The sequence below is a fragment of the Blastopirellula marina genome (assembly GCF_002967765.1).
GTDB lineage: Bacteria > Planctomycetota > Planctomycetia > Pirellulales > Pirellulaceae > Bremerella > Bremerella marina_A.
This window is the reverse complement of sequence record NZ_PUHY01000001.1, coordinates 1-26,194: the sequence shown is the minus strand read 5'-3', so window position 1 is coordinate 26,194 and position 26,194 is coordinate 1. Positions and strand designations below refer to the sequence as shown.

21 protein-coding genes and 1 pseudogene are annotated in these 26,194 nt (G+C 52.8%); 12 read left to right on the top strand and 10 right to left on the bottom strand.

Annotated features, from left to right (window positions below; genetic code table 11):
- The first annotated feature begins 147 nt into the window (after window positions 1–147).
- The gene (locus C5Y83_RS00110; protein WP_105327616.1) at window positions 148–342 is read left to right on the top strand and encodes a hypothetical protein; all 195 of its coding nucleotides are present in this window, start codon (window positions 148–150) and stop codon (window positions 340–342) included.
- Window positions 343–629: 287 nt separating this feature from the next.
- The gene (locus C5Y83_RS29260) at window positions 630–887 is read left to right on the top strand and encodes a hypothetical protein (protein ID WP_158262167.1); all 258 of its coding nucleotides are present in this window, start codon (window positions 630–632) and stop codon (window positions 885–887) included.
- Window positions 888–972: 85 nt separating this feature from the next.
- Here C5Y83_RS29260 and C5Y83_RS00100 read toward each other — a convergent pair whose 3' ends face one another.
- From C5Y83_RS00100 to C5Y83_RS29255, 6 genes are all read right to left on the bottom strand, one after another.
- A complete protein-coding gene (locus tag C5Y83_RS00100) occupies window positions 973–2,142 on the bottom strand; it encodes a tyrosine-type recombinase/integrase (protein WP_158262166.1) in 1,170 nt (389 codons plus the stop codon).
- 262 nt (window positions 2,143–2,404) lie between these two features.
- Complete coding sequence (locus C5Y83_RS00095; RefSeq protein WP_105327613.1) at window positions 2,405–3,550, bottom strand: bifunctional DNA primase/polymerase; 1,146 nt, start codon at window positions 3,548–3,550, stop codon at window positions 2,405–2,407.
- Window positions 3,551–3,823: 273 nt separating this feature from the next.
- The gene (locus C5Y83_RS00090) at window positions 3,824–6,091 is read right to left on the bottom strand and encodes a DUF927 domain-containing protein (RefSeq protein ID WP_158262164.1); all 2,268 of its coding nucleotides are present in this window, start codon (window positions 6,089–6,091) and stop codon (window positions 3,824–3,826) included.
- A 191-nt stretch (window positions 6,092–6,282) separates the two neighbouring features.
- Complete coding sequence (locus C5Y83_RS00085; protein ID WP_105327611.1) at window positions 6,283–6,585, bottom strand: helix-turn-helix domain-containing protein; 303 nt, start codon at window positions 6,583–6,585, stop codon at window positions 6,283–6,285.
- Complete coding sequence (locus tag C5Y83_RS00080; protein WP_105327610.1) at window positions 6,585–6,785, bottom strand: helix-turn-helix domain-containing protein; 201 nt, start codon at window positions 6,783–6,785, stop codon at window positions 6,585–6,587. Before C5Y83_RS00080 ends, C5Y83_RS00085 begins: the two co-directional genes overlap by 1 nt.
- A 1,878-nt stretch (window positions 6,786–8,663) precedes the next feature.
- Window positions 8,664–9,017 (bottom strand): hypothetical protein, encoded by a 354-nt coding sequence (locus C5Y83_RS29255; protein WP_158262163.1) that lies wholly within the window; start codon window positions 9,015–9,017, stop codon window positions 8,664–8,666.
- Window positions 9,018–9,038: 21 nt separating this feature from the next.
- On the opposite strand from C5Y83_RS29255, the gene C5Y83_RS00070 reads away from it, so the two are divergent.
- The 10 genes from C5Y83_RS00070 to C5Y83_RS00025 all read left to right on the top strand — a co-directional run bounded on the left by C5Y83_RS00070 (window position 9,039) and on the right by C5Y83_RS00025 (window position 17,009).
- Complete coding sequence (locus tag C5Y83_RS00070) at window positions 9,039–9,584, top strand: hypothetical protein (protein WP_158262162.1); 546 nt, start codon at window positions 9,039–9,041, stop codon at window positions 9,582–9,584.
- A gap of 68 nt (window positions 9,585–9,652) precedes the next feature.
- Window positions 9,653–10,492: a hypothetical protein gene (locus C5Y83_RS00065; RefSeq protein ID WP_105327607.1), complete on the top strand. Its 840-nt coding sequence runs from the start codon at window positions 9,653–9,655 to the stop codon at window positions 10,490–10,492.
- A gap of 1,079 nt (window positions 10,493–11,571) precedes the next feature.
- Entirely contained in the window at window positions 11,572–12,114 is a 543-nt protein-coding gene (locus C5Y83_RS00060; protein WP_105327606.1) for a hypothetical protein, read from the top strand.
- Complete coding sequence (locus C5Y83_RS00055) at window positions 12,115–12,483, top strand: DUF1257 domain-containing protein (RefSeq protein WP_105327605.1); 369 nt, start codon at window positions 12,115–12,117, stop codon at window positions 12,481–12,483.
- Window positions 12,480–12,674 (top strand): DUF2997 domain-containing protein, encoded by a 195-nt coding sequence (locus C5Y83_RS00050; protein WP_105327604.1) that lies wholly within the window; start codon window positions 12,480–12,482, stop codon window positions 12,672–12,674. The genes C5Y83_RS00055 and C5Y83_RS00050 overlap by 4 nt, the downstream gene beginning before the upstream one ends.
- 46 nt (window positions 12,675–12,720) lie before the next feature.
- Window positions 12,721–14,205, top strand: a complete 1,485-nt coding sequence (locus tag C5Y83_RS00045; protein WP_105327603.1) for an AAA family ATPase — start codon at window positions 12,721–12,723, stop codon at window positions 14,203–14,205.
- Between the two features lie 107 nt (window positions 14,206–14,312).
- Window positions 14,313–15,263 (top strand): hypothetical protein, encoded by a 951-nt coding sequence (locus tag C5Y83_RS00040; RefSeq protein ID WP_105327602.1) that lies wholly within the window; start codon window positions 14,313–14,315, stop codon window positions 15,261–15,263.
- A gap of 10 nt (window positions 15,264–15,273) precedes the next feature.
- Window positions 15,274–15,519 (top strand): hypothetical protein, encoded by a 246-nt coding sequence (locus C5Y83_RS00035; protein ID WP_105327601.1) that lies wholly within the window; start codon window positions 15,274–15,276, stop codon window positions 15,517–15,519.
- A 96-nt stretch (window positions 15,520–15,615) separates the two neighbouring features.
- Window positions 15,616–15,807: a hypothetical protein gene (locus C5Y83_RS00030; protein ID WP_105327600.1), complete on the top strand. Its 192-nt coding sequence runs from the start codon at window positions 15,616–15,618 to the stop codon at window positions 15,805–15,807.
- 77 nt (window positions 15,808–15,884) lie between these two features.
- The gene (locus C5Y83_RS00025) at window positions 15,885–17,009 is read left to right on the top strand and encodes a hypothetical protein (RefSeq protein ID WP_146117582.1); all 1,125 of its coding nucleotides are present in this window, start codon (window positions 15,885–15,887) and stop codon (window positions 17,007–17,009) included.
- An 832-nt stretch (window positions 17,010–17,841) separates the two neighbouring features.
- On the opposite strand, the gene C5Y83_RS00020 is transcribed toward C5Y83_RS00025, so the two are convergent.
- From C5Y83_RS00020 to C5Y83_RS00005, 4 genes and pseudogenes are all read right to left on the bottom strand, one after another.
- A complete protein-coding gene (locus C5Y83_RS00020; protein WP_105327598.1) occupies window positions 17,842–18,651 on the bottom strand; it encodes a hypothetical protein in 810 nt (269 codons plus the stop codon).
- A gap of 54 nt (window positions 18,652–18,705) precedes the next feature.
- Window positions 18,706–24,531 carry a DUF4011 domain-containing protein gene (locus C5Y83_RS00015; protein ID WP_233207024.1) on the bottom strand — a complete coding sequence of 1,942 codons (5,826 nt, stop codon included), beginning with the start codon at window positions 24,529–24,531 and terminating at the stop codon, window positions 18,706–18,708.
- Window positions 24,532–24,824: 293 nt separating this feature from the next.
- Window positions 24,825–25,982, bottom strand: a pseudogene (locus tag C5Y83_RS00010) (IS3 family transposase).
- Between the two features lie 80 nt (window positions 25,983–26,062).
- Window positions 26,063–26,194, bottom strand: a 132-nt coding sequence (locus C5Y83_RS00005) for an integrase core domain-containing protein (protein WP_146117581.1), incomplete at its 5' end; no start/stop codon positions are given.

Genomic DNA, 26,194 nt, shown 5'->3' with positions numbered 1-26,194 from the left:
GCTCGCTTCGTCTCACGCAGTCAGGTATGATTCCTGTGCCGGGGCGCAGCTGTTGCGCACGTAGCAACAACGGTCCAAGAAGCTGCGTTCCCGGCGTTGTTCTCGTTGGGTAAGCGCGATCTATTGGTTTGTCACCGAACGCGATTCATGAAGCAAGACAATCTCAAACAACTCCAGGCCGAGTGGCTGCAAGTCAAAGAGCAACTCGAGACGCTCCAAGCGCTGGAAGCCCAGGATGACGATTCCGCCGACCAGGAAGCCAGTCTCTCCCAACGACTCGACGAGTTAGAGTTCGAAATCGCACTGCAACAACGAGGCGGAGGGCCTTGCTCGTTGATGTAACGCGAACGACGCCAGATTATTTCAAGAAACAAAAAAAGCCGTGAACCAAATCGTTCACGGCTTTTTTTATTGAGTGTGGGCGGCAGGGATCGAACCTGCAACCTTCGGTTTCGTAGACCGTCAGTTGTTCTAGTAACGTGTTTCTGATAAAGCACTTACAATAGAGCCAAAATACTTGGACACTATACGGACACAAAATGATGGAAAACAAATCGCTAGCGCGCCTCGCTGAAGAGTCTCAGCGGTACAGGTCAGCTCTCGAGAAATGCAAAGGACAATTCTTCTGCGTGGGCCTGCACGACTTTCCCGTTGGTGCTTGTGGCATCGTATCGGAAATGCTTGGACGGCATCTTCTTAGCCTCGGATTTCAAGAGGTTGAATATGTCAACGCAGAACGTGGGCCAAAACTTGACGGGAATTGGACGACTCACGCCTGGCTAGATGTCGCTGGCTATACCGTCGACATTACCGCGGATCAGTTTCCTGATTGGACTGGAGAAAAGGTTGCAGTCACTCTTGCAACCGACTGGCACAACGGTTTTTGAGATTTTATCTAGAGGGGCTGTAAATCTGATTTCCTGGAGTGGTGAGGTTCAAGCGCGACTTCGCGACAGTCTCACGATTCTTGCCCTAGGCTAATCGTTCTCTAGCTTCCTGGATCGGGATGATCTGCCGCACTTTGGGCTCGCTGGCTACGGCAAAGGGCAGGGCGTTGATTGCCGATCGCTTCGCCTGGGCTCTGGCCTTGGTGTAGACGTTCATCGTTAGAGCCAACGTACTGTGGCCGATGATCTCCTGAATGCTCTTGGGATCCGCGCCGCCCTCGATCGCCAGGGTCACGAAGGAGACGCGTAGAGCGTGGATATCGACCATTCCGCCTCGTTTGGCATCATCGATGCCCGCACGTTTGCAAATCGCGTAGAAACGCACCAGGAGGTTATTTCGCAGTGGTGTGTTGGCGTTCGTGACAAAGACATGTTCTCGGGACAGGTTCGCCGCCTGCTTGGCCGTTACGGCCGGCGTGCGACCTTCGATCGGATGCCGGATGGGAGACTCCTTCTGAAGTTGTCGAATGACTTCCATCATCTCGTCACAGATGGGGACTTCGCGTGCGTGGTGGTTCTTGGCAACCTCTGGGCGAATAACTGCCACGTGCCGGTCAAAGTCGATGTCCGAGAACTTAAGTTCGATCAGTTCCTGTTTTCGCATCCCGGTCGTCATGAACATGAGCCAGACGCGACGCAGGTAGGGCGCGGAGTGCTCCAGTATTGCATTGATCTCGTCGGCCGAAAGACTGCGGCGTTGTTTCTTTTTCTGGTCGTGCTTCAGGTGAGCCATGCCATGTAAAGGATTCACGCCTATTTTGCCCCACTGCACCATCCTATTCATCAGGGCATTGAGAACCAAAACCTGCTTATTGACGGTCCGCGGCGTCACATTCTGTTCAAGTCGCCATTGCCGAAAGCCCACGACATATTCATGCGTAATCTGCCGAAGGCTATTCGGCTTCAAGTATTCCTCGAACTTGCCCAGGGCAAATTCGTATTCTTTCGCAATTCGAGTTTGCTGCCGTGCCCAGCGAAGGTACTCATCCTTTGCTTCCTTCCACGGAAAATCGTTATCCAGTATGCCGGCCCCGGCCTTGTCGGTACGAGCCCTTAGGTCGGTCAGCATCTCACTTGCAGCTTGATAGTTTGTTGAGAGCCGTTTCTGAATCAGTCGGCCATCCTTGCGAAACTTGGCGTAGTAAACCTCGCCTCGTTTTCGCATTCCAGGAGGTAACTTACGTGGTCGTCCCATTGGAGATACTCCTTTCTGATCCCCAGAGGCCCACCATGGCCGATGAACTCCCGATATCCGAACCGGAGAAGGAAACATTTAAGTTCAAGGTAGCAACTTCATCAGCGTTGGGTAAGCCGTCATTTTTAGACGGCAATTAAAAAACACGTCTCTGCCTGTTTGGCGTCGCCATGATTCCGGCCACGATCATTGCCGATTGGTTTTAGGCGATCGACCAACAGTGCCAAAGCGTCCCAATCCTCCCACGCAGAATGGGCCATATCTACCGGAGTTTTCGAAGAGTACGTATATAAGCGCTACCACTCCGGTTCCGCGTAAGCTTCTTCTTCCGGACAGTTCGACCGTATCCTTGTCGCGCTAGTTTACTAGCCGCCGCCGAGAAATTGCCGCCATGCTCAAGTAACGCATATGCATGGAATTTCGTGTACGACCGGTCGGCTTCGAAGGGAAATGCGTTTACCGAAAACACATGGAAGAGGTCGCGATTCGCATAGTCAACCGTTGCGCTCCATCCTCTGTCCTTTCCCGGGCGAGTCCAGCGTTCTTCGCCACCTCTACCAGTTCCAGCCAATTTCCAACCATGTCTCAATAGGAGATCTTCCCATTTGACTCGCCGATTGTAGTCATCTCCTGGCCGATTGGAATTGAGCGTGGATCGTTTCGGCGGGAGGCCCCGATCCTTATGTGATCGAGAAGTTTCGGACTGATCGAATGATTCTGCCACATCGAATAGGGTCTGACGTTCACTGATGGATATCGTTTGGATGTCAGTCAGATCCATGTCGGTCTCAAAAGCGTAACACTTTCCCAGTGGGTGGCAATCACCTGGCGAGGGCGGCGCTAAGCAGTAGCCACCCGCGCCTTTGGTCTCAATCGCGGTCTTCCATCCACGGGGGCTTTTGGGATCGCGGATGCTTGCCAGTTTCTGACTGCCCTCAACGCGTTTACAGCGGTACCAAAGGTGGAGCCCGGGTCGAGGGGTAGTGACCGCGACCAACTTATCGAGGAGCCCTGGGCAGCGCTTCTCAACTTCGATCTTAAATGAAATGGACAGGTCGTAGTTGTCCAGGTCCAGGATTTCCAATCCGCCACTGACATGGCCGCCAATGACCGCGATCCCAGGGGAAAGAGTTCCTTGCCCCCCCCCGCTAAACCAGCCCTTGATCTCGCCTAAAGTCGGTAGTCGTTCCATGTACGGAGTCCAGGAAGAAACGTGCTTCTTCCGTTTGCCGCACCACACCCGTGGAAGCTTATCGACGGCCGGAGCCTTGCTACCGTCCTGACTGATGGGCATTACCGAGAGTCCTGCGCGTCGATAGGATTCAGCGGCACGATATATCTCGATCGGCGTTGGATGCTGACAGGACGCGGGTATTGTGCGCAGGCGTTGTATTCGAGAACCAGTCATGTGTTGGCTTTCGTGGTCAGTATTCCCTTTATCTGTCAACGGAGAATCTCTTTTTAGTCAAAGGACTTGAATGCCGAATTGGTGTTCAGGTTGCCACTGTCTACGTCTCACGACATACACTTGCTGTTGATGAATAAACGGACAAGCAATCGGTGGTAAACATGGGCTGGGCATGATTAATGGGAACAGGCCCCAGTCCTTTGGACAAATGATGTCCGACTCAACTACGATCAGTCGCCTTCGTAGCCGGCGACCGATCACGGTGAATTGCATCTAGTTGGTCACTTCTTCGATCGCAGTCCGACGGATGGCGATGGCGTTGAATTGGTTTGACTCAGCCCCAATCCGTACCTTCCGCGTCATTCGCTTTGGATCATCGGTCAATAGCCATCCGGAATCTCTCCAGGTCCTTATGATGGCTTCTGCCTCAAATCCGCCGTCGCTGAGTAACGCTCGAAGCCTGGCTCGGATAAAGACGATGCATTCCCAGGAAGACTCATTCTCGGACAGGTCGGGTATGTCTGAGTTCACGTCCCATCGCCCAGCCCAGCCTAAAGTAGGCTGCCCGTTTGTCATTCCAGTACGGCCAAAGAAACTGGCCTGATTAGACCACGCCCAATCCATCACATAACGAAGGGCTTCCGCCGCGCGATTCGCTTCTCCAGCCTCCTCAACCAGCATATCCCAGAGCGGTTCGATCGGATCTCGGTACTCCCACGGAAGTTGCAATGCCTTATGGGCCAGCCAGGCCGTGGTCGAGATAGTGGCGAAGTGAGTGGCCATACGGCCTGCGAAGATGTTGCGACTCGGCGTCGCCATCGCCTCGAACTTACCCAACTCGTTACTAAAGCGTACTTGCCATTCTTTAATATCTTGTTGGTGGTCAAGGAGGTACTGTATGAATCGCTGCCCCGCATGTCCGAAATTCTCTCGAACGCCACTGTCGACCTGACGGACAAACCGTCCTGTTTCCGGTGTCTGGTTGCTGAATGGTGAGCCCCAACAGGACAGAGTTCTCGCTCTTGTGCCGCCGTCTTGAGTGAAGTTGGTCAAGGGTTGTTCACCGCTGGTGATTGCAACCGTGTTCCACACATCTTGATGGGCGATACCCAGTACGGACCCACGCCCCTTTCCGATGCCTTGTGCGACTTGATAAATAGTGGTCCCTACATCAGAAGCCTTTAAAGCGAGTTTCGTATCGTCCATCATGAACGGGAGGTTATGAAGGACTGCTGGAACTCGTTCTCGCCAAGTTGCCGTGCTGCTCCAAGTTTTGAGGACGGACATGTGCTGCTGCTCGTTGGGGTTCCCCCAGACACTCGCGGCTACGCGGAGCGCAACCGTCTTGCCGCTGGACGTAGGTGCCGCGATGCTCATCAGAAAATTTGGGGCACCTAGAATACTCAGCATCGGAGCAGAGAGACTCGAATAAACCGCGAGCATTACTTGGGGCTTTTCACGTACTGACTCGAGTACATTTCGCCAAGTCTCGAAACTCCCAGTTGAATAGAAGGCACTAGCAATCTGCTGATTGCCTTGATCTGCACCCTGGAATTGAATATTGGTGATGGAGCCCTGAGATGCCTTCGAGACTAGGTGTTTTGTTCCCAGCATGAAGCCGTCGTGCCCATGATCCCCCTGCCAGCCAAGTTGAAGCGTGATTCGGCTTCTTCTGATCGCACGAAGGTTAGTCTTCTCAAAGTCTGCCAGATATTGAACGACTAGCGGCGCGTTGTTCGAATTCACCGGAAAGCCGATCGACGCAAGCGTGTCGACGATGAGTCGGTTTGAAGAGATGATTTCCCGAGAGACCGTCACGAACTTCCAGGCGTCATCTCGCAAGAACGCCAACGTTACCGATTCTTTCTCACTGACTTTGTCGACGTGACGCTCCTTAATGAATACAGGAGAGTCAATTTCGATTGGCTCATCAATCTGTGAAATCCCATCGGCGGTAACGACCCATCCTGGTGGAATTCGGAGGTCTTCTTCTACTGGTACATCGGAGAAGATATCCGCAATAGGAAGATGATCACCGGTAGTGGATTTGCGAATTGAGGAGCTAACATGCTTCCGAGATTTGTTGATCGATGCATTTAGTTGGCTTACACGGACTCCCTTGATTCCCAGGTTCTTCAAGTACTGTGCAATATGATTTGCGGCAACCTCAGATGAATTGGGATACTGAATTGCCGCGACCTCAATTGCCGCCGCCTGAATCGCGTTAAGCAACTTCAATTGTCGCTCATTGGCAGGGATCTCGAGTATCGCACCAAGCAAGACGGAACTGGCCAGCTCTCGTCGTCCAAAACAGAATTGGATGTGATTTTCGTTCTCAGCCAGAAAAGTAAGTACACTTGGACGGTATTCATCGGGCCACGACGGCAAGTTCCGCAAATTGACTTTTACGATACTAGTACTCCGGCGCACCTGCTGGTTTAACTCTTCACGAGTTGCGGTGTCAGCGAGGTCCGAGAGTTGATGCGAACGACGTTTTCCGTTCACAATTAGTTCAAGGGCAACTGCATTGGGTGTGTCCATTCGAGAATGTTCTGTTACACTTGACATGAGTGCATCTTGTTTTTCAATTGGTTCAGTTGCTCAGGTATTGCTTGCTGGCGACCATGGGCAACAAATGAATGTAGCGGTGTGGTTGTCGTTGTCCGTCTTCGACAGCCTCACCGTTTTTTTGTCGAACGTTCCCTGTTCAGAAAACTGACCAGCGAATGCGTTCAGTCGGACTTTCGGCCACGTCCACGTCGTGGCGTTTTAACGCTCCCACGAATCAACGATTCGAGTTCCAGGCGGTCGATCAGCACGCGTCCTCGCACTGGTCGATGGGCGGTCAGTTTCCGAGAGGCGATCAAACGTCGAATTGACTCTTCGGATAAGTCCGTGAATCGCGCGGCACTGCTGATCGTGAGAAAACGTTGGGGTACGCTCTCACGGGACATCAGTTGTCGGAGCGTTGCTTGCATGTCCACCAGAATCTGATGGACCTCGCTCGCTTCGGACGTAACCGGCTTGCCAGTCATTACGACTTATTCTCCGACGGGGAATTAGTCATGGCACTGTGGACCTTCATGGCATCAATGACATCATTGAGGTCAAACAGCAATGGCCGTCGAGACGCACGCAGACTTGGAATCAAGCCTTTGCGTTGCCACACGCGAACGGTGGCTTCCTTGACTCCCAGGCGTTGGGCAAGTTGCTTCGCAGTCAGAAATTGGGGCATCGATATCTCCTCGTGAACGTTGGTAGAGGAGATTGTAAAGGTGCGTAGGGGGGTGGCGCCAAGGCTTAGATGCGCGCAGTTCTCCGAGCAAGTGCGAGCATTTTTGCGCGCTCAATCAGTCGATGCTGTACGTGCTATTCTTGCTCATACTTGGCGTCTTCAAAACTTCCTCCCATTCATTAATCTGTCGTAGTCGAGTAATTGCTGAACGAACATCTCGGCCTAACTCGCGGCACAATTCCTGCAAAGTGAAAGCCCGCGGATAGTTTCGCACAAGAAATTCAACGACAGTGTACGGTACGGGTGACAACCGTTTCTCAATGGGGTTTCCATCAATTAAACACTGTGTCTTATCCGAATAATTGAATAACTCAACTCGCTCGCTACGCGCGAGAGGTGTCACTTTCGATCGATCATCATTGCTCAACTCCACCTCGCGAAGTTCATCGCATAGGAACTTTAACAAAGCGTACGGCGTTATTGCTTCATCGGCGTCACACTCATCCTCCAAGCATTCACGGAGAGCATGAGGAACTTCTGTGCTTCTACAAGCCTTGGAAACGTCGACAAGCACTTCAACAGCGGGTTGCAAGTCGTCTGGCAAATGTGAAACTTGGTTCTCAATTGCATTGCACCAGACCTCATCGGCATGCTCACACATTCCCGTTTCCCTATCGACCCAGTGAAGTGCGAGAAATGCTCCAAGAAGCCGCCCCAATCGAAAGAGAGGTCGGAGATAATTCAGCGAGGAACTCTCGAACCCCATTTCGATCGCTCGGGAAAGGCGTCCGACAGGACCACTGTGGGGCGGAGCCTCGCCGTGCGCATCGAATGGCAACTCATCATATGACGACGGGTCAGACACTGGGAAGAATTGGGGAGGTTCTGATTGACCTTCTTGCTGATAGAGGTGCCGGTTAAGCAAGGCTAACTCGTTCAACTTCTGGGATATCACTGAGCACATGTCAACATAAGTACCGCACTGAACGGTCAGAAGCCTAATCATCTCCAAGGCAGACTGCGGAATTTTGACTGGTGGGTGCTCACACGATAAGAGGTCCAGCATGATGGCTTCGTTGGGATACTGTGAACAAAATCCCCATGCAAAAGCCGCATCAAACTCTTTCCAATTCGATTCCATCAGGGGCGTCCTCTTTTTTTAGGAACACGTACTCACGACCAACATAAAGCGTCAACCCTCGCGAAACCCTAGTTTGCGAGAGACCTCGACTTTCGGACAGTTGCCGGCTGGATGTTTTGCGCAACTCAAGCCAGAGCGTGTGTGGCTTCGTATTGATCAGGCGACCTGTAGCCCAGCGACTGTCGCAGTCGCGTTGGATTGTAGAACATCGCGAGCCACTGGAATACATTCAGCCGTGCAACTTCGATCAACTTGTACGGTGATCCATTACGCATTCCTACGTGAGCGACCAGAAGAACCGATTGCCGTAGCAGTTGTCAGAAGCCGATACATCACAGCAATCGCCTAGCACTGGCTAATCTCTTTGGCAACCGTGATCCCAGTTACTGGGAACGATGTTAACCCTTTAGATTTCACGGGTTTTCAATGAATTGCGAGATCAGTTCCCAGTAGTCACGAACGGACATGGCGCTTTGTAAACTGCAACCGTCTAACACATTGTTCTCGCTGTTGTAGGAGTGTGTGAAACTCACAAGAAATAGTTAGTTATCTAGATTTACTGGGAACAATGGGAACAAGAGTGTTTTTATCTGAGGAGCAACCCCTCATTAGCGTTTTGATGATCACCACCAGTGGTTACTGGGGAGAAAAGCATCTGCAAACTTTGACGAACGCAGGTCGATTCTTTTTCATTTTGAGCCGGTAAGCCATTCGGCCACTAAACTAGAAGAAGCCACTCACAAGTAGGTGAACGCTCTCATTAGCCGATCCATCCGAACTGGGAAACGCGTCCTCCACGGAGCAGACGGCGTCTCTGAAATCAACTTGGTGCCATGACAGATATTCCCTTCGTGCAACAGCAGTGTCTTGATCCCTATCGCCGCCCAAATTGGCGGTGGGAACGGGCCCAGTATTTGGTAGATCATGGGAGGTACTATTCCAGCAAACGCGACGACACTGCTACGGGAATAGCCGTCAAGTACATGCGAGAGGTAGCGAGACGCTCCGTGAAAGGTCATAAACGGCGGATTCGCTCCCCCTTCGTCCACGTCGATCGCGCTCGTCTCGAGTTCGAGGCAACTAATGGGCATCGACTTGAAATAGAGACACGGATGCTGGCTCGACAGTCCGACACGGCTATCGGCTATCAGTTGAATTTGCCCCCCGAAACAGTGCAGGCCTATCGGGATCTTTTTTTCGACATCCAGGATCGAATCGATCAGAAGAGCTACATCGTGCATCTGATCAATGAGTTTCACCCAAGCAGAGGGACGAATGCCAGAATGCTCATGCAGTTAAGCGCGTACTTCCAGGGACCGGACGTGATTGAACCTTGGATGGCCTTCATCAAAGAGGGTTGGAACGGCGAAGATCTCAGTACAGAACGGGACCGCCTGAGGGCGACAATCGCTATCATCGTGGAGTCGCAGCAGTTATCCGAAATTCCTGTGCATTACCGGACGCTTGCCAGAAACACTTCAGTCCTTTTGGATTCGGGCTCCCCTCGGACGGTAACGGCCGCGACCGCATTCTCACATTTGTGCTCTCAAATCGAGGCCAATTTACCGCTTCCGGCGACCAAATTGCATCCGCTCTCCTACTTCACGACGCACGAAAACACATGTCTGTCCCGTGAAAAGGTAAAATCTGTTAAGTGAGGAGGGCTGCACAGACTGGCCGTCATCAAAACACCGAAACCACTCCACGTAGGTGTAGCACAAGAAAGATGGGCTGGGAAAAGCGACGTGATTCAAAATCCAAGTACCTGTATCGCTCCATAAGAATAAACGGGAAGGTTACTAAGCGATACATCGGTCCAGAGCACGATCCGGTCACCAGATTAGTAGACAAAAAGCTAAGGCTGGACTGCGCGGAAGAAGCCGCGCTGACACTTGAGCTTCAGAATGAGCGAAGTGACTTTAAACGATACCTGACCGCCCTCAATGCGCTAAGCAGCCACGTACGTTTCGTGCTCCAGCTTTGCATGTGGGCTGAAGGGCTCGAGCTTAAAAAGGGTCTCCGGGCACTCATGTCACAGAACCACCGGCTAACGCTCGAGGATATATCGGCCAATAATCCCGAGTTGCCGACCCTGGAAGAATTCCATCGGCTTGTTCGTCTGTCCCGGAAAGGAGACGATGACGCTGCCGAGGAGCTACAACGCATCGTGCGGCATCACAAGGATATTTGGGATCCCTATGCTGATCTGAACAGGCATGTGGAAGCGACCTTGATTGAGATGATCTCCGGAGGAGAGGTGGTACTGAAAGAGTCTCTTCGGTCGAAGGTTGACGACCTGAAGGATTCGATTCGTGGTAAAGCAGACAATCCTGTTGATGCCCTACTGGTGGATCAGATCATGATTTCATGGCTGGAATTACGATATACGCATATGGCAACGCTTCAGTCGCAAAACGGCGAGCGTGATTCGCGGTTTTGGGACGCCCAGTATGCGCGTGCTCATTCTCGCTATCTAGCAGCTATTCGTGAACTGGTCGACATTCGTGAGATATACGGTGACAGTGATGGCGTGTCCCATCTTCGAGAAGTCGTAGACGGAAACTGAGGAGAAGCATGGTGGAGAACTGATTTGGCACCTCGCCAAGCAATCACAGCTGACGTCAACGCGACCTAATTCAGAGATGCTTCCGAAAAGAACGTCTTCGTACGACAGTACCGGCCATTTCTTCTACCGATTCGTTCACCGCAGGCGACGAGAACCAACGTTATGCCTCTGAAGTGTTGATGTTCTCAGACTTACGTGAAATAGATAGATTGGTCTCCGATAAACCTTCTGTGCCAGGGAAATGTCAGCACTTTCTAGCTGTTGAGAGACGCCATGGGCAAGAGGTCTTCGCCGCAGATCCTTCTCCACGGGAACCGATATTCGCAGCAATAGTGTCTGCGCTCCGGCTCGTTCAGTTTAGTGCGATCCAAGGAAGATCAACTTCTGAGTAATTGCAACACGTTTCCTACCAGGAACTTACAGTAGACTTTAATTATCATAATTAGATTGTGAACGGATTCCTCGTGTGTTTCTAAGGACTTATTGCCGTTCTAGCCGAGCATGTTTATCGGACTAGGTGAGGCGGTGTTGCCTGGCCTAACACCAAATCAGGCTGAATTGTTCAAGTCGAATTTTATGCGGCACTTCTCGTCACACCACCACGGTCCGAAGGCGTGGCCCTTAGCATCTCGGCCGCCACTCTACTAGAATCTCCACGGCGGTATCGACTCCTGAATTGGTATCGTGTTTTCTTTCCAGAACCGTAATAGCGGTCCCTTCGCCGATCCAATTTTACAAGAATCCCCTGGCCTACATTCTCTCCGTGAACTCGATGATTGGATTCAGTCCAATTTCTGAGTCTCCTGTCCATTGAGCGTCCGTGGGGCGAATTCTTTCTGTCCGCCACGTTAGGAAACTAAAAACTTCCCCATTGTGTGGCATAAGAAGTGAGAACGACTTAGCTCGAGTCATTCTGGATTAGAAACCTTTTCTGAAAGGAGGTGACTTCGTGTCGTACCTGATTGTTGCATTGGTGTCGATTTCTCTCTTCGTGGCTATTCTGGCATTGATTCGAGAAAGGAGGCTTCGCCAGGCCCTACAACAAATCCTTCGTCGTCTTGTGGAGAAACTTAGCTCTCATGAATCGAACAAACACACTTAGCTGTATTGCCCTTATCCTCGTGACGCTCGCCATCGGTTGCGACGAGGACGAATTATTAGAACTCGCCAAACGGCATAATCTGAGTGAAGCAGAACGCAGCCGCCTCATGGCGGAACTGCACGGCAAGGTCGCCGAAGGATCCAGTGAAATGGTGGCATCGGATGCCGTGGCCCGAAAAGAGTTGGTGACACTGCACCGAGAAGTGCAGGCGGAGCGGGCTGAATTTGGAAAGCAGCGGGATGCTCTGGAATTGGATCGCAAAGAGATTGCGGCGGAACGAAAACGCGATTCCCTAACAGCCTCCGCAATCCTATCACTAGGCACCTTGGCAGGCTGCTTGGCACCGCTGGCGATCTGCTGGTATTTGCTACGTAGTCCACTTGGTGAATCGAATGATTCTGAAGTGGCGGAACTGCTCTTGAGCGATGTTATTGCAGCCCAACCGGTGCTTCTCAATCGCCCAGAAACGAATCCCCCAAAACTAACCCATCAAATTGAACCTAGTATTCAGGAGGAATAAGTGAGTCACATCGTCACGATCCAAACGCAAATCAAAGATGTGGCGGCCTTACGGCTCGCCACCAAACGCCTGAAACTGGCAGAACCGGTATATGGTACCGCCAAGTTGTTCAGCAGCGAAGCAACCGGCTGGCAAGTGCAACTTCCCAAATGGAGATATCCAGTCGTCGCCGATATCGATGCCGGCAGCCTTGCCTTCGACAACTACGAAGGCCGCTGGGGTGATCAAGTGGAACTCGATCGACTCGTTCAGAGTTACGCCATCGAGAAGGCTTCACTTGAGGCACGCCGTATGGGGCATACGGTACTGGAGCAACCGCTCGAAGATGGAATGGTCAAACTGACCATCCAGGTCGGAGGTGCCAGTTGAGTAAGACCATCGAAATCCTCGTTTCTCCCCAGGGCGAGACCAGGATCACCACATTCGGCTTCTCTGGCGCAGGATGCCAGGAAGCCAGCAGGTTTCTGGAGAGTGCTCTTGGCCAGCGGTCCGGCGAGCGACTAACCGCCGACTTCTATCAAGACCTTCAACAGCAGGAACGTAGTCAAGTTGATTCTTGATTCGTTCAGAAAGCAAACCGTTTCACCTAAATTAAGGTTAATAACCATGAGCCTGAAAAATGAATTGGCGGAGTACATTCGTGCCTGCTTCACGGCGATATGGATCGAATCGCATGAGCACCAGGACGCTCTATCGGAAATCTCACAACTCTGCCGTGAACAACAGTGGCAATTTGCATCCTGGGACATTGAAGTAGGATTGCAGGTCGGCGGTTCATCCAACTCGGAAAGTAGCGTGGCAGATCCCCTGACGGCGATTCGCGCCTCCAGTGCACTGGGAAACGCAGACACGCCTACCATTCTGGTGCTCCAGAATTTCCATCGCTTTCTGGCCTCAGCAGAAATCGTACAAGCGATGTGCCGACAAATCGTGGCCGGAAAACAGACGAGAACGATCATCGTCATTCTGGCGCCGATCGTCCAAATTCCGCTAGAACTAGAAAAGCTGTTCGTCGTTGTGGAACATGCGTTGCCCAATCGAGAGCAACTGGAGGAGATTGCTCGCGGGATCGCAACGGAACCTGGCGAACTTCCGGATGATCATGAATTTGGCCGCGTGCTCGATGCCTCGGCGGGGCTTACTCGGATGGGAGCAGAAGGTGCTTTCGCCTTGTCGCTAATTCGCGAGCAGCGAGTCACCTCGAAAGCCGTTTGGGAACTGAAGATCCAAACGCTAAAGAAAAGTGGCCTATTGTCACTTCACCGGGGAACGCAAGACTTTGACAGCATTGGGGGAGTGGCTTCCCTCAAGGCCTTTACGCGACGTGCCCTTCGTCCCCATGGCCGACCCAATCCCCATTTTCGTCCACGTGGCGTCCTTCTGCTCTCGCCACCGGGCTGCGGAAAATCGGCGTTTTGCCGAGCCCTGGGAAAGGAAGTGGGACGTCCGGTCCTGGTTCTTGATGTCGGAGGCCTCATGGGATCCTTGGTAGGGCAGTCGGAGGAGCGAACTCGTCAAGCGTTAAAGATTATGGATGCAATGGCACCTTGCGTTGCCATGATTGATGAGGTTGAGAAGACATTCGCCGGCGTAAATGGGAACGGAGATTCCGGAGTGGCGTCGCGGATGTTCGGCACTTTCCTCAGTTGGCTGAATGATCATGAATCGGATGTGTTTGTTGTCTGTACGGCGAACGATATTACTCGACTACCACCGGAGTTTGGAAGGTCCGAACGCTTTGATGGTGTTTTCTTCCTGGATCTGCCTGACCGGGAGGAAAAAGACGCCATCTGGAACATCTATCTGGATTACTTCGAGATAGACCGAGACCAAAGCCTCCCTGATGATGCCAATTGGTCTGGCGCGGAAATCAAAAGCTGCTGTCGGCTTTCGACACTCCTAGACGTTCCGCTAGTCCAGGCTGCGGAAAATGTGGTACCGATTGCCGTGACGGCAGCCGAGTCAATTGACACATTACGAACTTGGGCGAGTGGCCGCTGCCTGTCGGCAAGTCGCCCTGGCATCTATCAGAGATCCCAAAAGCAAAGCAACTCTCGACGAAGGGTCAGTCGGGATCCTTCGGCCAATTAAGCCAGCTTTAGCTATCAGCAGTTTGAAGCCCATAGCCATGTCTCCCTAAGGACATGGCTCTTTTGCTGCGCCTATCTTTCCTCCCCTGTAATAAGGAAACCTAACGAATGAGCACTATGGTCGATTCGATGACCAGCGCCCCAGTGGGTGATACTTTACCTGCTGAACGATTGCGCTCGACAATGATCCCGATGCGTCTAAGCTTCAGCTGGTTCGGAATACGCAAATCGCTGACAACGGAACAACGCTTAGAAGCGGCTGAGGCGTTCGGGGCCGACGGCGAAGTCCTTTCCGCCGGTAAACGCCTGATCGACACGAAGCATCCCAAATACAAGGCGGTCACGAATGTCCGCAGTCGTGCCGTGGGACTCTGGAAATCGGTCAGCCTGCCGTTTCCCGAGGCGGGCATTCGCCTGATCAAGCGGGATGATTTGAGCACGATCCAGGTTTGGATGACGACGCTCAAGCAGGATCTGCAGGAAGCCGTCTCGGAACTGGATAGGGAATTCGCCCATTTAAAAGAGGCTGCCCAACGTCGTCTGGGTCGGCTCTACAACGAAGCGGACTATCCGATCAGCCTGCAGGGTTTATTCGATCTAAGTTGGGATTGGCCCAATGTCGAGGCACCGCGCTACCTTCAGCAGTTGTCGCCGGAGCTATACCAGGAGGAATGCCGGAGAGTTCGCTCTCGTTTCGATGATGCCGTCCGAATGGCCGAACAGGCATTTCTTGAGGAACTAGAAAAGTTGGTCTCGCATCTTTCGGAGCGACTTTCCGGTTCCGATGACGGCAAGCCCAAAATCTTTCGCGATTCTGCGGTGGAAAACCTGACCACATTCTTTGGACGGTTCCGGGATCTTAACATCGGTTCGAGTGAAGAACTCGAAGAACTAGTCGACCGGGCACAACGAGTCATCGGTGGCATCCAGCCGCAAGAGCTTCGGGACAGTGACCGGCTACGCCAGCAAGTGGTGACTCAACTGGCAACCGTCCAATCATCTCTGGACGGCCTACTAGTCGATCGCCCGCGTCGCAACATCCTCCGGCGACCTCGCTAAGGAGCTGAGAATGCAGATCATTGTCAAACCTGACGGTAACGCGCGCTGTCTGTATGGCGAGCAAATCGACCTACGTTGCCTGGGCAAGCTGGCAATCACACGCGGGTCGCATGTCGAAGCAACGCCAGATGGTCAGTGGACCGTAGACCTGTCGCCTGTCGGTGGACCGTTGCAGGGGCCCTTCGCGACACGCCGTAATGCACTGCAATCAGAGGAGCGTTGGCTAGAAACCCGTTGGCTTCCCGTCGCTTCTTAGTTTGTCTTTCCCATAACTAGTGCCCCATTTGGGGCGGTTGTTCTTGACGCCGCCCCAATTCGGGGCGGCGTTTTCTCTTTCCAGGAGTCAACGCAAATGACACAAGCACAACTTAATGAACTGATCGCCTCGGCGACCGGGGACGATGTTCGCGATATCCGACGGCTGGGATTCCATCTCGCCATTCCAATTGATGACGAATGGGAGTCCGATGAGCTCGATTGGCCTCCTCAAACGGTCGACTGGGACGCGGTCGAACAAAGCCGCAACCAGGCTGCTCAACGGTAAGCAATAACTCAATAGAGGGCCTCTTTGTTCGTTCCGGGCATCGTTCTCATTCATCCACTGTTAGGTAAGAGAAAAACATGTGTACTGTTTTAGGATCGGTAATTCATGCGTTCCGCTCTGTTGTCAAAAAGGGGCTTAAGGTCACACGTCGTCATCGTGGCCCCAACGTCCAGATCACGGCTAATTCCGCTGTGATTTGCTTACGGGCAAGTACGCCAGATCTCGCGATGGAATTTAGGCAGCCGGGCACTTTTTCACCATTTCACTGCGTATTACCCTTTGACATGTTGCGGAACTGTCAGGCAAGCCGTCAATCGAAGATTTCGTTTCAGGCCGATGCGGACCGTATTCGAGCCTGTTGGTATGAAATGGGTATCCCGCAGCAGGTCGAAGCTAAGCCGGAGACCTTCCAACCATTCCCGGAATTGCCGGCGAGTTGGGAAGAGAATCCGCCGGAACTCATGGATGCGCTACGAAATGCCAGTGATTCGGCCGAGCGTGAACCGTCAACATTCACGCTGAGTCACATCCGCCTGCGAGGAAGGGATGGCCAGATCGTCGGAACCGATGGTCGACAGCTGTTTTCGGAAGATGGGTTCAAGTTCCCCTGGCAGCAGTCGCACTTGATCCAGGCGAGTCCCCTATTTCGTCTTTCCGAAATGCGGTCGAAGGATCGCACTTTCGTTGGCAAGGCGATCGATTGGATCGCTTTCCGGACCGGGCGATGGACCATCTGGTTCAAGATCAACAAAACGGGACGATATCCGGAAATCGATTCGCTCCTCGAGAAGTCCCAATCGGCCATTAGCACTTTAAGGTTAGATGAGTCTGATGCTGGATACCTGTTACGATCGATCAAGCATCTCCCCAGTGAGGACGTGTTATACGCACCCATCACGGTCGATCTAAATGGCGCCGTGGTTCTCAGAGCCAAGGCTCCAGGTAAGGTGAATCCGACAGAAGTTGTCCTTACACGGTCATCGAAGGAGGGAGCTAATCTACGTTTCGCGGCAAATCGACAGTATCTCACTCGCGCGGTTCAACTAGGATTTCGTGAATTTAGCATCAGTCGTGGGGAATCGCGCGTGGTGGCTCAAGCGGGCAAGCGCTCAATGGTGTGGGCCAATCTCTGCCAAGACAGTGTTATTGCTCCCAGGCAAAGTGCCATACGAGTCGAATCACCTTGCCATGCACCAACGTGAACGTAAAGGATAGATTCGGTCACATACAACGATCCAAACGGAGGGCTTCCTGCAGGGAATTCGAAAACGGGCAGGAGTTTGAGAATCACCGGTGGAAACGCTGCTTTGCTTCTAAGCCTACCTGCCTAACATCTTCGAGACTTGGGCCGGTTCGCACTTAAGGCGATACTGTGCTTGTTGCATGATGGCCGGGAAACTGTTTCCCGGCCACTTTTTTGCCTGATATGTACGTGCATAGACGCTTACCAAGCATCCAAATCATGTAATTCTTGCCGGGCGTGCTCTGCAGAGCGTGCCAGAATCGAGACTTGATGACCTGTATGTCGAAGAGATCTTGGTCGCAGCTATGGTGTGCTCACGAAAACGAACGCGCAAAATGAGCCGCCCTAAAAGGCGGCAACCCTAACCATTTTTTTAAGTATCAGCCGCTCATTCGGCCGAAGTCGGGGACTCAGCCCTTAGCCCCTGGGATTGTCGTTGGCATGGCTCCACCGTCTGAAGCAACGAAACACATACGTCCCCATAGCCGACTGCCAGGGGCCAAGGTGTGGGCCGGCGCACCTTGGCCCTGACTCTTCCTCGTTCGGTTGCGACCAGCAAAGCCGAGCTCCGCTTCACCGGACCACACCAAGGCAGAAATCGAACGTGGCGTTGCGTCTACAGCAGAGCACAACCTGGTAGAGCAAACTCTTAGCCTTCCGGTGCCGATGCTCCAAGAGGGCTCCATCTGTCCGTTCGAACGAAACCTTCCCACTCAGATTAATGGAGTATCGATTCTTCCAGGGGAAGTTGCTTCCGTTGGGAAATGGGCAGGTCAGTGCTTTATCCATTTTCATGACACAGGAACAACCAAGTCCGCCAGCACGAGCGCATGGTCACTGGAGGCGCGAACTTGATTCCCAAAATCATAGCGAACCTGCTTCACACCGATATCATCGGAGATGTACACGAAGTCATAACGACATTCAGTCCTCTTACGGGAGTTCCCTCGTACGTGGGAAACGGCGAGTGGTCCGTTCGGCCTTTGCTTGATAATACCCTCTAGCTCCTGTGGCTGCTGTGAAAGATGAATTCTGAATGCGTCCTTCATTGCGTGGATGGGGCTCGGACCTAATAGCTTCGGCTCATCCGCCCACCACCATTCGTTTTGTGTGATATCTAGATGCTCAAATTTGGGGCAGTTTGCGTCGATCCCCACTATGCTTGAGCCCTCTCGTTCAGAAAGCCACTCCGCAATCTTGACCAGCGTCTGTGGCTTAACGACGCCCCAATTTGCTCCAGGCGGCGCATGGAAACAGCAAGCAGTGAATGGCGAGTCGCCAGCTCGGACCTTTGCAACCAACGCACGCTCTGGAAAAACAAGATCCGGAAGCAAAGAGGCATCGATCAGCGAAAGATCTCCCCGACCAAATAGCGAACATCCCAGCCGGCGGGCCCGTCCTTCGTCAGGTTCCGGTGGTCGCAAATCAAGTGAGCTCACACTCCAGTCAAACAGACCAGATGCATCCAGAGCGGCGTGGAACGAGGCGGACACCTCTTGGCAAGCGAGTAAATGCACTTGGGCATCGAGTAAGATGTCAAGATGTGCCTGCCGAAGTTTTCGATGATTGACATTCCACGAACCAAAACGGATTTTCATCATGCTCATATTTCTACAACACGACTGCTTCGGACTCGTATCCTGCCCGGCATGGCATTAAAGACAAGCCTTCACAACCTTCTCTAATTTCGCAATTTCCGCCTTCTGATTCATAAACCAATCCGTGGACCAAATGCGGTGGATTTCCCATCCGCGGGACCGGATGATCTCCTCTCGTAAGCGATCACGATCACGGGCACACTTGGCCGAATGGTAGGTAGCCCCATCGCATTCAATGCCTAGTAAGAAAGAGCGATCGCCTCCTCTCCGCCGCACACCGATATCCACGAAGAAGCCGGCAACGCCAACTTGAGGGACCGCCTCCAGTCCCATCTGTTCGATATGACGGCAGACGGCAACCTCGAAATCGGAATCGGGCGATCTCCCCGTTGCTACCCCAGGTTCCGACACACTTCCCGTCACCGCGTATTGGAGAAACTCCCTGTACGCATTCACGCCACGACTCTTGTCAGGTCCGCCTTGGACATCGCTCGGCATGAAGGACGAGAAGACAACCATGCGATGTCGGGATCGCGTGATTAAAACATTCAGTCGACGCCAACCAGTTTGGGAGTTGATCGGACCAAAACGCTGCAACAATCTACCGCTGGCGGGATCTTTTCCGTACGTGTAACAGACGAAGATAACGTCTCGCTCATCCCCCTGAAGGTTCTCCAGGTTCTTGATGAAGAGCGTTTCATCGAGTTCTCGCAGCTGATCGACCGCGAGCGCCGCCATGGAATCCGCTTCGCAACGTTTATCGAGAAGCTCTTGAATCAGATCGCACTGCTTCTTGTTAAAGGTTCCCACACCGAGCGACTCGTTGGGCCGCGTAAGGGCATGACGGACGATCTCTTCGACGACGGCCTCCGCCTCCCTGACATTCTCGCCGGAGGTGCAGGTGGCTCCTTCGACAAAGACGTGACGGATACCATATTGCTCTGTGTCCCCACTCGGTGAAGGAAACACGACGAGATCATTATCGTAAAACTGCGTATTGGAGAATCGAATCAGACTTTCGTGTTTGCTGCGATAGTGCCATCGGAGACGCCGAAACGGCTGAAACACTTTCATCGAGGCTTCTAGCACCGACTCGGTGTTATCGAACTGGGTCGACTCTTCATCAGCAACCTCTTCCCCCAAGCGATCGAAGAAAGATGTGGGAGGCAACTGCTTCGGGTCACCGACAACGACCAGTTGCTTCGATCGCAGAATCGTACCAATCGCATCCTCTGGCTTGATCTGCGACGCTTCGTCCATGATGACCAGATCGAATTCCACAGTCCCTTGGGGGATGAAACGGGATACCGATAGCGGACTCATCATGAAGCATGGCTTTAACGACTGAACTGCCTTACCAGCACGTCCCATCAAATCGCGTATGCGACAGTGTCGACGTTGTTTCATCGCCTCATGTCGAATCAAAGAGAGTTCTGTGAGCTCACTAACACGACCTCGTGAATTTCCTTCCGGCACAGGGCGATCCGCCGCACGCGCGGCGATCTCCTGCTTCCCGAGTTCACGCATCTGCTTATCAAAGCTCTGAAACTCTTCGCGAATTCCCTGAAGCAGTTGTCCAGAATGCGTCCGGAGGATCTCCGAGCCACCAAAAATCCCCTCGACTTCGCTTTCTAAGACCGTCAGCTGATAGCTGCTCCCCAAAGACGCGGGCTCCAATTCGCCGTGAATCACCAGGTCACAAAACTTTTCGAGCCCCAATCTTTCACACTCCTGCAAGGCTCGACAAAACTTAGACCATTCCGGAAGCTGATCGAGTTGATCAACCAGTTCTTCGCACGCCGCTTCGGTGGAGCCATCCAGTACGTACTTCGGACCAATACCTAGCCAATCGGTTTCCACACGGCCAAATGACTCGAGCTTAGATCGCTCTTCTCGCAGGAAGCGTTCTGCTTCTCGAATACCGTCGATCTTGTCGCAAAGGAACAACACCTCGGTCGCTTCAGCCGTTTCCAATAGGGAATCGATCAGTGGAGTTGGGAGATCGCCCATTAAGCGTCGCACTTCTTCCACCCATGCTAGTATGGCTTTCACACGTTCTGGGGACGCAAGTATTTCTTGGAAGACTCCGCAATCACGTAACACGTGCCACTTCTCAGGATCATCCATAGAAGCCTGCGTCTGATCAATGGTGCGGGTCAACTCCAACTGTTGTGCAATGTCGGCGGTGGTCACCTGATCATTGAGGCCAAGATCCAAGGTCGCCTGAATTCCGTTCTCGATCGCCTCTAACTGCGAATCAAGCATGGGCACGATCTCGTCGGGTAGCTTCCCAGACAATCCGTTCAACATATCGACCGATTGCGGAGTAACTTCCAGGAGTCCATCCAGTTTTTCAGCGCACTCGCTTGATTTCTTGGTATCAAAGTCCGAGAGTACTCCATTGCGATGCTCGAAGAGCTGGGAGCATAGTCCGAAATCTGCTTGAAACTCTTTAGCCTTCCGCGCCCAGTTGAAGGCCATTTCCAACTTCGCCCAATCGGTTTCCGGGCCACAAAAGTGTGAGCCAAGAGCCTGTTTATACGAACCATCCTGCTTGAATTGTCTCAGTTCCGCTTCGTATTGATCGAGTTCTTGCCACGCACCCGCCAGTTCCAGAATCTGCTCAACGGTCCAATTCTTCGGTAGCTCCACAGTTTCTGTGATTCGCAGCAACTGCGTCGCATTTTCGATGAAACATCGTAGTCGTCTCCCGAGCAAGTCAAACGGCATCCCCTTGATGTCGTTGGGGTAGAACGCCTTGGCAAAGGAATCGCGCCCCAGCCATTGGTCCGCGAATGCTGTTTCCGCGCGCCTGAGATCTTGATTCGACACATTGGTGAGAAGCTTCGACTTTTCCCGGAGAAGGGCGGTGGCCCGCTCACAGTCAAAACCATGCTGTCTAACTTTACGCATCCAGGCGAAACGAGTCTTGAGGGACTCCCAGTCGGTCTCCACCCCGAGGAACTCTGCCCCCAGATGCTCGCGAAGGCGCGGATCGTCACCAAAGGATGTTTCATCTTTTGTCAGGACGTCCAGGTCCTCCAACGCACGAATGCAATCGTCCAGTTTGAGACGCTTACCTACGGCAATGAATTCGTCGAGTTTTTCCTGCGCTTCCCGGAAGTCCCGATCGAGAAACTTGAACCAGGACTTGCGGCCTCGGCGTAGCGCTTTGGAAATGCTCTTGATTTCTTCTGGTCCCGGCACGGACGGCAGGTGAAAGGAGCTTTCTAATTTTTGTTTCCGCTCCTTCAGTCCCTCCGCCGTCTTCAATGCCTGCTGGCAAGTATTCCAGGCCTCATTCGAAAACATTTGCTCAGATACGCAGTCATCCTGTGCGACCGCCGAGTGCCGTGCTAACTGGACAATGATCGAATTGGCTTGAAAGACTTCGAAGCTTTTGGCCGGCTTTACAAATTCACCGCTAAAGTCCTGCCCCATTTCTTCCACTTGAGTGAGCGAGTTTTCCGCCGGCGTTGCCCACTCGAGAATTTCTTTAACTTGTGCGAGGGTTGCTTTCTGGAGATTCAGTTGCTTGAGTTCCTCGGCAACCTTTTGGGCTAGATCCCGATCATGTCTTGGTGGTTGCAGTTCGCCCATTTCGCCTTCGGCGATCGATTGCATTCGCTGCTGGATCTGGTTTCGCCGTTTGACTAAGTCATCATGGATTTGTTTGGCCTGTCGAAATACTGGCACGGCGGAGCCATCAAACATGGATCCTGTGATCGCTGCCGGATCCTCAGTGACAGAATGTCGAATCAGTTGAACGAGCTTGATCCCCCTTTGAAAATCAGGCCCCCAGTCGGAAAGAGCGATCCCACTTCGCTTCAGGAGCTCAATGGCATCGGATAGGGTAACGAACTGACCACGAACATCTTGGAACCAAGTTAGCACCTGCCGCATGACGGTTCGATTGGAATCTGGATCCCAGTTCAGGGATTGAACAAGTCCTTCGAGTGCCGAAACGTGCCCCGACAACGCCTCGGGACTGGAACCGTATTCTTCCAATAGCTGTCTTCTGTGCGCTTCCTGGTTCTCGATCAGACCTAGCAGCTCGTGGCACTGCGTAATTTGCTCCGGACCTGACAGATGCCGTGTAACCGACAACGATTCCGACGGTTGATTCGCCAAAGACTCGCGAAGCTGTTCAGTGGCAAGATTTGACGTCCACCGATACGCCTGCTCTGTTGGAATTGACCACGTTTCCACAATGGACAAGATAGAATCACGAATCTGCTGGGCAAATTCACGAGTTCGTGTCAGATGCGCGCGAATGGATTCCTCCTGCCGAAAAGCGAACCCTTCTGGGAAGAATCCCCACCAAGGAGATTTCAAGGGCGTGGGTGTCTCCAGATACACTTTGGCAAACGTAGTTACCGTGGAATGCGCGTGCTGAAATTGACCTCGATCCTGCGGAAGTTTCCCCAGAGCTTGCGGCACATACTGTGCCCCTGCATCACGCAACCCGATGATTCGCCATAAAAGATCGTAGAGTGGTTCATTCTCGGGGCCAGCTTTCGTCGCCATCTCCGCAACATAGGCATTGAGCTGCTTTCGACGTTCAGTAAGCGTTTGCTGACTGAGAGAAAGGTTATCTGGGCGTGGGTAGTCCCCCATCAATCGATCACCTAGCGACTGAAACACTTTCGGAGGCGAGGTCCCGTCGCTGTGAAGTTCTAGGCAAAAGTCACTCAGTCCCAACGCGGCCATTCGATCATGGACAACCTGAAGAGCAGCTAACTTTTCGGCGACGAATAGGATCGTCTTTCCTGCGCCAAGGGCATCGGCAATCGCGTTGGTAATCGTTTGTGACTTCCCCGTACCTGGTGGACCTTCAATCACCAAGTTCTTGCCACTACGGATATCGACCAATGCCGATTGCTGGGAGCTATCCGCATCGAGGGCAAGCCACAGCTTTTCAACGGTTTCGTTCCGGTCGATATCATAGTCCGGTGCATAAAGCGAGGAAGAGGACAGATCTTCGTCTTCGTTTGCCTCCCGACCGCTGACCAGGTCTTCGAGCAATCCCCCTGAGAAAGTCCCGTCAGTCATACCCCAATTCTCAGGATCGATATCGGCGTACATCGACAACTTATGAAAAGAAAAGAAGCCTAACACGGCTTCGCGTTTGATCGACCAGTCCTGTTTCGTGCGAATGGCCGAGCGGATTTCTTTAAAATACGTTTCCGGGCAGGACTCCTCTGAGAATTCCGGTAATTTGAGATCGAAGTCACGTGCAAGCTTCTTTTGCAGCGAAAGATTGAACTGGACCTCGTCTTCGTCCCACTGAATGGTAAAACGGGGTTCTCCATTTCCGCGAGAAACCTTCTCGATCTTAACCGGAACGAGAATCAGGGGAGCCATCCGGTCTTTGTCTGAGCTCTCTGCTTCCCGCCAGGCCAGAAAACCGATTGCCAAGAACAGGTAATTGATCCCCGTCTCTTGCATCGCTGTATCCGCTTCGCGACGCATGGTTCGAATGGTCGCGTTGAGACTCGACTGGGTCAGGTTCGTCTGCAACTTATCGTCAAACAAGTGCTTATTGGAATTAAGATGCTGTCCCGGGTCGTCTGGGAGCTCCAAAGGGTATTTCTGCGCCCCCTTCACGGAGTTCTTATCCCCCGTCAACCGTTCTTCCAATTGTTCCATTTGGGAGAGCAGATCTTGTTGACCATTTCCTGGTTTCGCCTTCGGAGGATCCGGAACAAAATCAAGCGTAAATGGCTTCCCATCATCGACCAAGCGCTGATACATCACGTCGGGCAGCTCGTTGACCACCTGAAGGGTTCGACGTTTCGACTTACGATAACTGAGGAGAGGGTTTCGAAGACTGAGGTCCAGTAGGCGTTCACGAAATCTTTCGATTTCATCGGCCAAGTTCATTGAGGTCATCGCTTAAGACCATTTCTTTCGAGGCGGGTCGACTTTCTCGCAGCGGATCCAATCGCGCAGCAAGGGTGCTCCTAGCATAGTCCTTCCAATCGACTTTTAAAGCGGTCCGCACGGGATTAGGGGAGCTTTCACCATCACATCAGAGTCTAAAATGTTGCCATATTTGAGACTCTACCGGAGACGATTCATTCAGGAGAAGCCGCTTCCGCTACGCTCCAGCATCTCCCCCTGAAAGATTCCTTGACCTGCCCCCGCGAATGAAACCAGTCTTTAAGTTATAGTCTTCAAGGATTGACGTGCTCCCTTTTTCTGTACCAGCTCAAGTGAGAAAATCCAGGATCTTCATCTGGCCAGGCTAGCCTGGCCAGATGAAGCGAATTCCCTGGGGGCCAGGTTGCCCAGGGCGCTGTGTGGTCGATGTTCGTTGTAGTCGCGTCGCCAGGATTCTATCTTCTCCTTGGCGTCCTCCAGTGACAAGAACCAATTTTCGTTCAGGCACTCTGCTCGCACGCTGCCGTTGAACGACTCGATGAAGGCGTTATCCGTAGGCTTTCCTGGCCGACTGAAGTCGAGGACGACCTGATTGGCGTAGGCCCACTGATCTAGTGCCTTGGACGTAAACTCCGGGCCGTTGTCGACCTGGATCGTCTTGGGCAGCTTCCGATGCTCCGCGATTCGCTCCAAGGCCAGCACGACGTCTTGGCCGCGGAACCGTGGCTCGACCTCGATCGCCAGACTCTCACGAGTAAAGTGATCGACTATCGTTAACAGCCGAATTCGACGCCCGTCGAACAGCTCGTCGGTCATAAAATCCATCGCCCAACAGTCGTTAATGCAAGTCGCCGAAGGACGCAACGCCCGTGTCCGACAACTGACTCGACGACGAGGCGTCTTCGTCCGAAGACCGAGCTGTTCCTCGCGATACAAGCGATAGACCCGCTTCGCGTTGATCGCCCAGCCTTCGCGGCGAAGCAGGATGTGCAATCGTCGATAGCCGTAACGCACCCGCGTGGCGGCTAACTCCTTCAGTCGCATCCTTAGCGGTGCCTGATCGTCTCTCACGGACAGATAGCGGCATGTCGACCGAGCCAGGCTCAACAAGCGACACGTGCGTCGTTCGCTGATGCGATACGCAGCCTGGACACGATCGGCCGTTGCCCGCAGGCGATCAGGCTTCAAAGCTTTTTTGACAGCACATCCTGAAGAATCTGTTTATCCAAACTCAAGTCCGCCACCAACTGCTTGAGCTTTCGATTCTCTTCTTCCAACTGTTTCAGCCGACGAACCTCCGCCACACCCAAACCGTCGAACTTCTTCTTCCAGCGATAGAACGTCTGCTGACTGATCCCCAGCTTCCGGCAAACTTCCTCCACCGGCACACCCGACTCGGCCTGCTTGAGGGCAAACGCAATCTGCTCATGCGTGAATCGAGACTTCTTCATGGTCATCTTCTCCTCGAAAAGGATGGCCCGATTTTACCTCGATTTTCTCATTTTGAATGGCTCAGATTTTGGGTTGCAGGTCAGAATTCTTCCAGGGGAAGGTGCTGGAGCGTAGCGGAAGCAGCTTCCCCTGGAAGAATGGCCTCCGGTGCCGGTGGGCGGTACCCCAGCGAACTGTGCGGGCGTACCGTGTTGTACTCGACTCGCCACCG

Coding starts and splice junctions, on each gene's coding strand:
- C5Y83_RS00110 (WP_105327616.1), top strand. CDS start 148: ATGAAGCAAGACAATCTCAAACAACTCCAGGCCGAGTGGCTGCAAGTC.
- C5Y83_RS00100 (WP_158262166.1), bottom strand. CDS start 2,142: ATGGGACGACCACGTAAGTTACCTCCTGGAATGCGAAAACGAGGCGAG.
- C5Y83_RS00095 (WP_105327613.1), bottom strand. CDS start 3,550: ATGACTGGTTCTCGAATACAACGCCTGCGCACAATACCCGCGTCCTGT.
- C5Y83_RS00090 (WP_158262164.1), bottom strand. CDS start 6,091: ATGGACACACCCAATGCAGTTGCCCTTGAACTAATTGTGAACGGAAAA.
- C5Y83_RS00085 (WP_105327611.1), bottom strand. CDS start 6,585: ATGACTGGCAAGCCGGTTACGTCCGAAGCGAGCGAGGTCCATCAGATT.
- C5Y83_RS00080 (WP_105327610.1), bottom strand. CDS start 6,785: ATGCCCCAATTTCTGACTGCGAAGCAACTTGCCCAACGCCTGGGAGTC.
- C5Y83_RS29255 (WP_158262163.1), bottom strand. CDS start 9,017: ATGCCCATTAGTTGCCTCGAACTCGAGACGAGCGCGATCGACGTGGAC.
- C5Y83_RS00070 (WP_158262162.1), top strand. CDS start 9,039: ATGCTGGCTCGACAGTCCGACACGGCTATCGGCTATCAGTTGAATTTG.
- C5Y83_RS00065 (WP_105327607.1), top strand. CDS start 9,653: ATGGGCTGGGAAAAGCGACGTGATTCAAAATCCAAGTACCTGTATCGC.
- C5Y83_RS00060 (WP_105327606.1), top strand. CDS start 11,572: ATGAATCGAACAAACACACTTAGCTGTATTGCCCTTATCCTCGTGACG.
- C5Y83_RS00045 (WP_105327603.1), top strand. CDS start 12,721: ATGAGCCTGAAAAATGAATTGGCGGAGTACATTCGTGCCTGCTTCACG.
- C5Y83_RS00040 (WP_105327602.1), top strand. CDS start 14,313: ATGAGCACTATGGTCGATTCGATGACCAGCGCCCCAGTGGGTGATACT.
- C5Y83_RS00035 (WP_105327601.1), top strand. CDS start 15,274: ATGCAGATCATTGTCAAACCTGACGGTAACGCGCGCTGTCTGTATGGC.
- C5Y83_RS00030 (WP_105327600.1), top strand. CDS start 15,616: ATGACACAAGCACAACTTAATGAACTGATCGCCTCGGCGACCGGGGAC.
- C5Y83_RS00025 (WP_146117582.1), top strand. CDS start 15,885: ATGTGTACTGTTTTAGGATCGGTAATTCATGCGTTCCGCTCTGTTGTC.
- C5Y83_RS00020 (WP_105327598.1), bottom strand. CDS start 18,651: ATGATGAAAATCCGTTTTGGTTCGTGGAATGTCAATCATCGAAAACTT.
- C5Y83_RS00015 (WP_233207024.1), bottom strand. CDS start 24,531: ATGAACTTGGCCGATGAAATCGAAAGATTTCGTGAACGCCTACTGGAC.